Source organism: Ectothiorhodospira lacustris, from assembly GCF_022227845.1.
Lineage (GTDB): Bacteria > Pseudomonadota > Gammaproteobacteria > Ectothiorhodospirales > Ectothiorhodospiraceae > Ectothiorhodospira > Ectothiorhodospira lacustris.
Map to the genome: position 1 here is coordinate 1 of NZ_JAJNQN010000042.1, position 1397 is coordinate 1397.

Sequence of the window (1397 nt, forward strand, 5' to 3'; positions counted from 1 at the left end):
AATCATCCGCAAAGCGGATGATGTACGCCTGTCCGGCACAGCTCGGCTTGATCCGCTTCTCAAACCACACATCCAGCACGTAGTGCAGATAGATGTTCGCCAGTATCGGCGAGATCACACCGCCCTGTGGGGTTCCCGTATGCGGGTGGAGTACAGATCCATCTCGCTCCAGGATTCCGGCCTTCAGCCAGCTGGCAATGAGACCAACGAATGGTTTATCGTCAATCCGTTCCGCCAGCATCCGCAGCAGCCAGTCATGGTCAATATTGTCGAAGAAGCCTTTGATGTCGGCTTCGACAACATAACCGTGGCGTCCAAACTGCAGCTCATAGGTGAGATCCTTGGCCGCCTGCTGTGCACCCCGCTTCGGCCGGTAGCCGTAGCTGGTGGGGAGAAAATCCATTTCGTAGATAGCCTCCAGCAGCAGGCGTGCTGCCGCCTGAAGCAGTCGGTCTTCCACCACCGGAATTCCCAGCGGTCGTTCCTTGCCGTTCCCCTTCGGAATGTACCGGCGCCGGATCAACCGGCTTCGATACTCGTTACGTTTCAGGCGTTCTACCAGTTGTCTGATGTTTTCACTCAGGTTCTTGCCATATTCGGCCATGGTCACCTTGTCCACGCCCGGGGCTCCCCTTTGATTCAGGGTGCGCCATGCATGGTGCAGTAGTGATTCATTCAGAAGGCCATAAAGGTTCTGGAATCGGTGGGCTTTCGCAGTGCCCGCCTTGATGGATATCGCCCGCAGGAAGGTTGGCTCGTCGTTCTCCGGCCCGACAGTGTCCGGCGCGAGTGGCCTTTGCGGACTGTGTATGACTGTCACCCCCTTCCCCATGTGATCGGCTCTACCGTCTCGGAGTATTATGAGGTGATCCGACTCCCCTGTGGCCGTCAGGTCACGTTCCCTTTCTCGGGGTCCGCTTTCCTTACCTGTACCGGGCCTTTCAGGCTCACCCTGACTCCGGCCTAGCCCTGTATCCAGATTTCTCCTTCGTGCCTCAATAGCCATATGTCATTGTTTACCAAAGGTTTTACTGTTCAGGAGCCACAAGGGCCTCCCGCGTTCACGACGCATCTCTCGTCACATACCGTAGCTTGAGAACTCCGCCGGCTCTCTCCAGGCTCACCAATGCGCCCGGTTCGTTTAGGCTTCACGCGCGTTACAACGCTCGCCAATCCGGAACGGCTTTTCGAAGCGATTCCAGCTCTAAGGGGCTGCATCCCCATCCGGTCTGTGACGTACCCTGTGTACGCTTCACCTCTCTTGTTCGCCTGTAGCCTCAGTTCTCACCGCGGCCACCGCTCCGCCAGAGGCGCAACACTCGGTAATGGTGGGTGGTTAACCCTTTCCATGCCAGGACTTACACCCGGCCAGATGCGCCGCGCTTTGCGCGGCGCGC

General features: G+C 57.9%; 1 protein-coding gene. It reads right to left on the bottom strand.

Annotation, left to right across the window (positions count from 1 at the left end; translation table 11 throughout):
• The coding region (locus LQ956_RS14845) for a reverse transcriptase domain-containing protein (RefSeq protein ID WP_347402226.1) at positions 1-619 on the bottom strand (619 nt) is incomplete at its 3' end.
• Positions 620-1397 lie beyond the last annotated feature (778 nt).